The sequence below is a fragment of the Oleiphilus sp. HI0067 genome (assembly GCF_001635735.1).
This window is the reverse complement of sequence record NZ_LWFI01000495.1, coordinates 1-770: the sequence shown is the minus strand read 5'-3', so window position 1 is coordinate 770 and position 770 is coordinate 1. Positions and strand designations below refer to the sequence as shown.

Genomic DNA, 770 nt, shown 5'->3' with positions numbered 1-770 from the left:
TCGCTTTATTCTTAACAGCTAGACCATTCGCAGTTACTGAAGCACCTGTAGGCAAACCAGTATCACTTACACGAATAGCTTCAACGCTTGTGTCAGAAGAGCTTTCAACAGTGATTTGAACACCATCGAATACGTAATCTGTACCTTCGCGCAAACGCACTGCTCGCCCTACAGATTTCAACACTGCGTTAGTAAGCGTTGGTTTAGCGCGTGGAGTACCCGTCGCAGACGTATCAAAGCTATCCGCTTCGATCACACGTGAACCAACTTCGTCGTCCACAATGTTCTGCTCTGCATACACGTTTGAAAGCGTACCGATATAACCTTGGTCAGTATCGATTGAGTCATCACCAGCGTTGTAGATGTACAAACCGTCAACACTCACCGTACCGCCCCAAAGTTCGATACCATCATCTGCTGAACCGATAATCGCGATGTTGTTAATCGTTGTACCAGAACCAACAGATGCTAGAGAAAGACCGTTCAACTCTTTGTCTTTTTCTACTTCGTAACCTGAGTACTTGATAGCAACATAAGTCAATGTACCACTATCGTCTGCCGCAATTGTTACGCCGCCATCAGGACCATACTTCTGTGTGCCGGCTTCGTAAGTACGCTCGCCTTTGTTGTTGGTTGATTGACCAAGAATCGTCAAACCACCCCATTGGCCTTGCTCGTCACCGCTGTTCAAACCAGCAATATCTTGCGCCGAAGTGAAGATAATTGGATTCGCTTCTGTACCCGCAGCATTGATGGTTGCGCCACGGTTG

General features: G+C 47.1%; 1 pseudogene. It reads right to left on the bottom strand.

The features are described 5' to 3' along the window. Positions 1-770, bottom strand: a pseudogene (locus A3739_RS29460) (hypothetical protein); the annotation flags it as partial.